At 70.1% G+C, this 8,224-nt stretch carries 8 protein-coding genes; 3 read left to right on the top strand and 5 right to left on the bottom strand.

From position 1 onward, the window contains the following. Positions 1-239 precede the first annotated feature (239 nt). A complete protein-coding gene (locus tag JOB34_RS14670; protein WP_208053383.1) occupies positions 240-836 on the bottom strand; it encodes a GNAT family protein in 597 nt (198 codons plus the stop codon). A 55-nt stretch (positions 837-891) separates the two neighbouring features. Next, entirely contained in the window at positions 892-1,860 is a 969-nt protein-coding gene (locus tag JOB34_RS14665; RefSeq protein ID WP_347813881.1) for an acyl-CoA thioesterase II, read from the bottom strand. Between the two features lie 54 nt (positions 1,861-1,914). Between JOB34_RS14665 and JOB34_RS14660 the strand changes: the two genes are divergently transcribed. Further along, positions 1,915-2,373 carry a thioesterase family protein gene (locus tag JOB34_RS14660; protein ID WP_208053382.1) on the top strand — a complete coding sequence of 153 codons (459 nt, stop codon included), beginning with the start codon at positions 1,915-1,917 and terminating at the stop codon, positions 2,371-2,373. 11 nt (positions 2,374-2,384) lie between these two features. Next, positions 2,385-3,017, top strand: a complete 633-nt coding sequence (locus JOB34_RS14655) for a hypothetical protein (protein WP_208053381.1) — start codon at positions 2,385-2,387, stop codon at positions 3,015-3,017. Here the strand turns inward: JOB34_RS14655 and JOB34_RS14650 are convergent. The 3 genes from JOB34_RS14650 to JOB34_RS14640 are packed head-to-tail and all read right to left on the bottom strand — an operon-like array spanning position 3,014 to position 6,004. Further along, a complete protein-coding gene (locus tag JOB34_RS14650) occupies positions 3,014-4,684 on the bottom strand; it encodes a glycoside hydrolase family 13 protein (RefSeq protein ID WP_243758161.1) in 1,671 nt (556 codons plus the stop codon). The two genes, JOB34_RS14655 and JOB34_RS14650, sit on opposite strands and share 4 nt — an antisense overlap. Beyond that, positions 4,671-5,066, bottom strand: coding sequence for a globin (locus JOB34_RS14645; protein ID WP_208053380.1), 396 nt, complete (start codon positions 5,064-5,066; stop codon positions 4,671-4,673). The genes JOB34_RS14650 and JOB34_RS14645 overlap by 14 nt, the downstream gene beginning before the upstream one ends. A gap of 23 nt (positions 5,067-5,089) precedes the next feature. Next, complete coding sequence (locus JOB34_RS14640; protein WP_208053379.1) at positions 5,090-6,004, bottom strand: mechanosensitive ion channel family protein; 915 nt, start codon at positions 6,002-6,004, stop codon at positions 5,090-5,092. Positions 6,005-6,079: 75 nt separating this feature from the next. Between JOB34_RS14640 and malQ the strand changes: the two genes are divergently transcribed. Next, a complete protein-coding gene (gene malQ / locus JOB34_RS14635) occupies positions 6,080-8,194 on the top strand; it encodes a 4-alpha-glucanotransferase (protein WP_208053378.1) in 2,115 nt (704 codons plus the stop codon). The last annotated feature ends 30 nt before the right edge of the window (positions 8,195-8,224 follow it).

Below are 8,224 nucleotides of genomic sequence, written 5' to 3'. Positions count from 1 at the left end.
GGGCACCGAGGAGAACCCGGCCAACTGGTACTGGTTCGAGGGCAACTTCGACGCGTACGAGGAGAACAAGGTCGAGCGGCTCGGTGTCGAGGCGGCCCGCCCGCACCGGGTCACCCACCGTCGCCTCACCCGCGACTGAGCGGGCACCGGACGCGGACCTCCCCATCGAGGGGTAGGAACGTGGTCGAGGGGTGGGGCTGCAGCCCCACCCCTCGACCATGTCTGCACCCCCGACGGGGTCAGCGGTGGCGGAGGCGGTGCTCCAGGCCGTTCTTCACCGACGGCCACTCGTGCGCGAGGACCGAGTAGACGACCGTGTCGCGCAGGGCGCCGGTGCGCTCGCGCTTGTCGGCGCGCAGTACGCCGTCCCGCCGCGCACCGAGGCGCTCGATGGCGGCCTGTGACTGGGTGTTCATCCAACTGGTCTCGTACCGCACGCACTCCACGCCCAGCGTCTCGAATGCGAACATCATCAGCAGCAGCTTGCTCTCGGGGTTGCTGCCCGTGCCGTGCGCGGACGCGCGGTTCCAGGTGTAGCCGATCGACACCCGCGGCACGTCGAGCTGGATGTCGTAGAACGTCGTGCCGCCGAGCACCGCTCCGTCGGACTGCCGGATGGTGGTGAACGGCAGCATGAAACCGCTGGCCTGCAGGTCGAGGCGGTGCTGCACATCGCCGGCCATGTCGTCCGGACTCGCGATGCTGGTGTACCAGCGGTCGTACATCTGCCCGTCCTCGGACGCCTCGACCAGCCCGTCGAGGTGGTCGGGGGACAGCGGCTCGAGTCGCACGAGGCGCCCGGTCAGCGTGATGGGGTCCAGTCGTCCGGCAGCCATGCCGATCACCCTGGCAGAACGATGCTTCGAAGCGGTCGCAGGGGTCGCTGTGGTGCTATTCGGGACGCGGTTTGACCCGGACCATGCCCTCCTGGGCGACCGAGCAGATCAGGGTGCCGTCGACGCCGAAGAGCTTGCCCAGCCCGAGGCCGCGTCCGCCCGAGGCCGACGGCGACTCCTGCTGATAGAGCACCCAGTCGTCGATGCGGCCGGGGCGGTGGAACCACATGGCGTGGTCCAGTGACGCCGGGCGCAACCCGGGGGAGGACCACACGAGCCCGTGTCGGCGCAGCACCGACTCCAGCAGCGAGTAGTCCGAGGCGTAGGCGAAGACCGCGGCGTGCAGCAGTGGGTCGTCCGGCAGCTCACGCAGCGATTTCATCCACACCATCTGGTGAGCCGACCGCTGCCTGCTGGGGTGCACATAGAGCGCGCCCTCGACGTTGCGGACGTCCAGCGCCCGCCGGCGCCAGTGGTGTGCCGACGGGTGATCGATGCCCTGCAGTTCCTGCTCGGTGGTCCAGGCCCGCTCGGGGTCGGGCGCCGAGGGCATCTCGGCCTGGTGGTCCAGGCCGTCGGCCGGCCGCTGGAAGGACAGCGTGGCCGACAGGATCGTGTTGCCGTACTGCATCGCGTGCACTCGGCGTACCGAGAACGAGTTGCCGTCGCGCAGGTTCTCGACGGCGAAGCGGATCGGGTGCGCCGAGTCGCCCGGGCGCACGAAGTACGCGTGCAGCGAGTGGATCTGGCGGTCCTGCGGGGTGCTGCGACCGGCGGCGATGACGCTCTGCGCGAGCACCTGACCACCGAACGCGCGGCCGTGCGGGGTGACCTGGCTGCGCCCGACGTAGACGTCCAGGGTCCGCTCCGACAGATCCGCCTCGTCTCCCGCGCCGGGCGCCGTCTCGGGCCGGAAACTTGCTGTGCCCACCGGCTTCAGATCGAGCACTTCGAGCAACGACCCGACGGGGTCCTGCTCGGCCTGCTCCGCACTGATGGCACTCATCTCGTCGGCGTCGGTCACCCGGGTGACTCTACCCAGCGGGTCGCACCCGCCCGGCATACGGATAATCGACCTATGCCGAACCCCCTCTTCCACGTCAGCGTGCCCCTGCGCTGGTCCGACATGGACGCCCTGCGTCACGTGAACAACGTGCAGTTCCTGCGCCTGCTGGAGGAGGCGCGGATCCTGGCCTTCAACGAGTGGTTCGACGGTTCGGACGAGGCGCACGAGCGGCCCCGGCTGCTGATCGCGCGCGCCGAGATCGACTACCTGCGACAGCTCCACTACCGCCACGAGCCGATCTGCATCACGACGTGGGTCACCCGGATCGCGGGCGCGTCGTTCGATCTGGGCTACGAGGTGCGTGAAACCCCGGACAGCACAGAGGTTTTCGCGTCCGCCGAGACGACCCAGGTCGCGTTCGACATGGACACCCAGCGCCCGACACGGCTGAGCGAGAGCGCCCGCACGATCCTGCAGCAGTACGCCGGCCCGCCGGTCGCGCTGAAGCGCCGTCCCGTCGACCACACCTGAGCGTGGGCACCATGCCCGTTGTGCACCTAGCGGACGAGCAGACCCGCTCGGATCTGGCCACCTACTGCGCGCGGGCCAAGGCGCTGGACGCGGACGGCGCCGTGCGCCTGCAGGCCGGCGGGCGGTCGCTCGCGGTGTGGGTCGGCGTGCAGTCCTCCCGCGAACTGTCCGGTCAGGGCACCACGCTCGGACTGCGGGTGCTCGCCCTGTCCGAGCCCGCCGAGGTCGACACCGTCGTGCCGGTCGCCGCGGTCGGTGACCGGTTGGCGCGGCAATCCGCCGGCTCGCTGCTGGACATCCCTCCCCAGGAGGTACGCGCCTCGTGGGCGTCGGTCAGTCCGCCGCGCGGGGGCTGGTCACCGGCCGGCTCGATCGCCACCAGTGAGCTGAGGGAGATCGCGCAGCAGGGGATCGCGGAGATCGCCCAGGGCGTGCCGTCCGGGTCCGGAGCTGCCGCCGTGGAGGACCTGCGGCGACGCGTATGGGGCCGGCCCCTGCCGGGCGAGAGCGCCGACACGCTGCCCGGGTCGGTGGCGTTCGCGGCGTACGCGCTGGGCTTCCTGGTCGGTGACAGTGCTCAGGTCTTCACCGCCGGACGCTGGCACCGAGTGACCACTCCCACCGGCCACGTGCTCTGCCGCTAGGCGTCGCGCGTCGTCCAGACGGTCGTGTCCACCGGCACCGCGCCGTCCTGCAGCGGACCGCTCGCGACGGCGACCGACCATCCGGTCGGCACCGGACACGGCGTCGACCCGAAGTTGGTGATCGACCGCACCGCGCCGTTGTCGAAGATCAGCACGTCGGGCTCGACCGTCACCCAATGCAGCTCCCCTGTGGCGAGGTCGTGTTCGCGACGCAGCCGCAGCAAGGTGCGGTAGATCTCGAGGGTGGAACCGGCCACCCCGACCTGCTGGTCCACGGCCAGCTCGGCGTACACCGCGGGCTGCGGCAGCCACAGCTCGCCGGTGTCGTTGAAGCCGTCGGCGGGGGCGTCCTTCTCCCACGGCATCGGCACCCGGCACCCGTCGCGACCCTTGTCCTTGTGCCGGGTGCGCGCGTAGGTGGGGTCCTGCCGGGCCTCGTCGGGCATCGTCGTGTGGTCGGGCAGCCCCAGCTCCTCGCCCTGGTAGAGGTAGGCACCTCCGGGCAGGGCGAGCATCAGCGCGGTGGCCGCCCGCGCACGTCGCAGGCCGAGTTCGGCGTCGGGCTGGGGGTCGTCGGCGCCGATTCCGTTGAGCTTCTCCGCACCCTCGGGCAGACCCAGCCGGGTCGCGTGACGGACCACGTCGTGATTGGACAGCACCCAGGTGGTCGGTGCGCCGACCGCGGCGTTCGCGTCCGACGTGCGGTCGATGACATCCCTCAACGCCATTGCGCCCCAGGGGCTTTCGAGGAATTCGAAGTTGAACGCCTGGTGGAACTCGTCGGGTCGGACGTATTTGGCCAGGTTCTCCGCCGGCACGACCCACGCCTCCGCGCACATCATCCGGCCGTCGCCCTGGCGGGTGTCCGCGTCGGCGACGTCGTAGGTGTCCAGGACGGCGCGCCACGAGCGGTAGATCTCGTGCACGCCGGGCTGGTCCCACATCGGGGCGCGCTGCTGCTGACGGCCGTCCGCCATGTGCATGGCCCCGCTCCAGTCCGGCAGGCCGTCCGCCTTGGCCAGACCGTGCGCTACGTCGACCCGGAAGCCGTCCACACCGCGGTCGAGCCAGAAGCGCAGGACGTGCTCGAACTCCTCGCGCACCTGTGGGTTGTCCCAGTTCAGATCGGGCTGTTTTCGATCGAAGAGGTGCAGGTACCACTGGCCGGGCGCGCCGTCGGCCTCGACGACGCGCTGCCACGCCGGACCCCCGAACATGCTCTGCCAGTTGTTCGGTGGTTGCGCGCCGTCCGCGCCGCGACCGTCACGGAACATGTAGCGGCCACGCTCGGGTGAACCGGGTGCCGCCGTCAACGCGGCCTTGAACCATGCGTGTTCGTCGGAGGTGTGGTTCGGCACCAGATCCACGACCAGCTTCAGGCCCAGCTCGTGCGCCGTGGTGACGAGCCGGTCCGCGTCCGACAGGTCACCGAAGAGCGGATCGACGTCGTAGTAGTCCGCCACGTCGTAGCCGGCGTCCGCCTGCGGCGAGGTGTAGAACGGCGAGAGCCACACGGCGTCGATCCCCAGGTCGCGCAGGTAGGGGAGTCGACGCACGATGCCGGGCAGGTCGCCGACGCCGTTACCGTCCGCGTCGGCCCAGGATCGCGGGTAGATCTGGTAGATGACGGCCGTCCGCCACCAGGGTTGAGTCTTATTCAGCGTCAAGGGAATTCACCAGGGAGTAGGCCGCCCGCGTGAGGTAGTCACGCAGCAGCAGGTCGTGGGTCTGGTCGAGGTCGAGGGTGTCGACGGCGGCCATCATGTGCAGGATCCAGCGGTCGCGCTGCGCCGGAGTGACGCTGAAGGGCATGTGCCGCATCCGCAGCCGAGGGTGGCCGCGTTCCTCGCTGTAGGTCGTCGGTCCGCCCCAGTACTGCTCGAGGAAACCGCGCAGTCGGTCCTCCGCACGCCCCAGATCCTCCTCGGGGTAGAGCGCACGCAAGGGCGGGTCGGAGGCGACGCCGCGATAGAACTCGTGCACGAGTTTGGCGAAGGTCTCATGCCCTCCCACCTGCGCGTAGAAGGTCTGAAGATCGGGCTCGGGCATGTCCTGCAGTCTGTCAGCCGACATCAGCGCGGGGGGACGGCGGTGTACGGCGGCAGCTGGGGCGCGGCGATGCCCGCGGCGTCCAGCCCTACCTTGGCCCGCTCGCGGATCTCACGCGACACGGCGTACTGCTCGCCCGGCACGCACTTGGCGATGATGCGCAGGGTGACGCTCCCGCCGGTCACCGACTCCACCCCGGCCACCAGTGGAGTCTCCAACAGCTTCTCCTTCCAGGGAGATTCATCGTCGATACGCTCGGTCACCTCCCGCAGGGTGCGCAGCGCCTTCTCGACGCTCTGGTCGTAGGCGATGGGCAGGTCGACCGTCGTCGTCGCCCAGCCCTGCGACTTGTTGCCGATCCGCAGGATCTCTCCGTTGCGCACGTACCAGACCACCCCGTCGGCGTCCCGCACCCGCGTGATGCGCAGCGTGACCTCCTCGACGGTTCCGATGGCCTGACCGGTGTCGATGACGTCGCCGACGCCGTACTGGTCCTCCATGATCATGAAGATCCCGGACAGGAAGTCACGCACCAGACTCTGCGCACCGAAACCGAGCGCGACGCCGCCGACCCCGGCGGAGGCGAGGAGGGGAGCGAGCGGCACGCCCAGCTCGGCCATCACCATCATCGCGGCGATGCCGTAGATGACCAGGGTGGACACCGACCTCAGCAGCGATCCGGTGGTCGCCGCTCGTTGCTTGCGTCGTTCGCTGTCCAGGCCCGCGGCCTGACGGATGACCCGGCCGGGTCGGCGGGTGGCCACGGTGCGCTCGTCGGATCGGGCCTCCATCACCTCGACAGCACGCCGGATCGCCCGGTGCACCAACCAGCGCAGGACCATCGCACCGATGACGATGCCCGCGATGGTGATGGGTGTGCCGAGCAGCAGGCCCCAGCCGCTGTGGTCGGCGTCGGTCACGAGGTGCACGAATGCCATGGCCGTCAGTGTGACTGCCAGGGTCGCCCGACCCAAGTCCGCGGACCCCGTCGGCCGCTCTGCAAGACTGCCGCCATGTCCGAGGGGTCTCCGCTGGCGCAACTCGCCCGCGCGCATGGTGTTGCCACCGAGTATCGGGACTGGAAGGACAACCACGTCACCGTCTCCGACGCCACCATCGCCGCGGTACTGACGGCGCTCGGCGTCGACGTCTCCGACGACGCGGCGGTCACCGAGGCGCTGCGGGTGGCCGCCGACGGCACCTGGCGCCAGGTGCTCCCCACGGTCGTCATGGTGCGCAAGGGCACCGAGTCGTGGGTGCCGGTGCATCTACCGGATGGCCAAAGCCTTTCCGCCCGCATCGAACTTGAAGACGGTGCCGAGCAGGACATCGCGCAGGCCGACCATTGGGTCGACCCCCGCGAGGTCGACGGTCTCCTGACGGGCGAGGCGACCGTGGTGATGCCGGCGTCACTGCCCCTGGGCTACCACCGCCTCGTCGTGCGCACCGGCGAGGACGAGCACCGTACGACGGTCATCGTCACCCCCGCACGGCTCGCGCTGCCCGCGGCGCTGCGCACCGACCGGGCCTGGGGACTGCAGGCGCAGCTGTACGGCGTTCGCAGCGCTCGCAGTTGGGGTATCGGCGACGCTGCCGACCTGGCCGAGCTCGGCACCTGGGCTGCTCGCAACGGCGCCGATTTCGTGCTCGTCAATCCGGTGCACGCGGCCGAGCCGATCGCTCCGATGGAGCCGTCGCCGTATCTCCCGACGACGCGGCGGTTCGTCAACCCGATGTACATCCGGGTGGAGGAGGTCCTCGAGATCGGCTACCTGTCGGCCGCGGAGCACCAGTTGGTCGAGTGGCACGGCGACGACGCGCGGCGGCTGAACAATCTGGAGCAGCTGGACCGCGACGGATGCTGGACCGCAAAGGAAGCTGCGCTGCGGATGCTCTTCCGGGTGCCGCGCACCCACCGCCGGGTGCGGGAGTTCGAGCAGTTCTGCGCCGAGGAGGGTGACGGGCTGCTCGACTACGCGACCTGGTGCGCGCTGGTGCTCGATCGCGGTCTGCCCTGGCAGGAGTGGCCGGAAGAGCTGCACGACCCCCGGTCCGATGCCGTACGCGGTGAGCGTGAGCGCCTCGCGACCGAGGTGGAGTTCCAGTGCTGGCTGCAGTGGATCGCGCAGCGGCAGCTCGCCGACGCGCAGGCCGAGCTGCGCAGCGCGGGCATGGGTGTCGGCGTGGTCGCTGACCTCGCGGTGGGGGTCCACCCGTCGGGAGCCGACGCCTGGGCGCTCGGCGATGTGTTGGCGCGGGACATCAGCGTCGGAGCGCCCCCGGACGACTACAACCAGCTCGGGCAGGACTGGAGCCAGCCGCCCTGGCGTCCGAACCGCCTCGCCGAGCAGGCGTACCTGCCCTACCGGGAGATGATCCGTACGGCCCTGTCGATGTCCGGTGGGCTGCGGGTCGACCACATCCTCGGCCTCTTCCGGCTCTGGTGGGTGCCCCGCGGCGAGTCGCCCACCGAGGGCACCTACGTGCGCTACGACCACGAGGCGATGGTCGGCATCCTGGCGCTGGAGGCGCACCGCGCCGGCGCTGTCGTGATAGGCGAGGACCTCGGCACCGTCGAGGGCTGGGTGCGTGAGTACCTGGCCGAACGCGGCATCCTCGGCACCTCGATCCTGTGGTTCGAGCGCGACAAGGACGGCGCGCCGTTGCCACCGGAGACCTACCGTCAGCTGTGCCTCGCCAGTGTCACGACCCACGACCTGCCGCCGACGGCCGGGTATCTGCAAGGCGAGCACATCAGCGTCCGACACAGCCTCAACCTGCTGACCCAGCCGCTGGAGGAGGAGATAGCCCAGGACGACGCACAGCGCGAGGCCGTCCTGTCGGTGCTGCGCACTCGCGGCCTACTCGGCGAACGCGCATCGATCGAGGACCAGGTCGACGCGCTGCACCGCTTCCTGACCTGGTCGCCCAGCAAGATGCTCGGCGTCTCGGTCAACGACCTGGTCGGCGACGTGCGCACGATCAATCAGCCGGGCACCCACGACGAGTACCCCAACTGGCGACTGCCCCTTGCGGACGCTAACGGCAATGCGGTGAGCCTGGACCAGCTGATGGTGTCGCGGCGGGCCAAGCGGCTGATCCGCTGCGTCACCCAGCGCGAGCGCTGACCCGACCCGTCGCCGTCCGGGCCGAGCGGG

The sequence above is a fragment of the Allobranchiibius sp. GilTou38 genome (assembly GCF_017565325.1).
GTDB classification, from domain to species: domain Bacteria; phylum Actinomycetota; class Actinomycetes; order Actinomycetales; family Dermatophilaceae; genus Allobranchiibius; species Allobranchiibius huperziae.
This window is presented reverse-complemented; position numbering and strand designations above follow the sequence as displayed.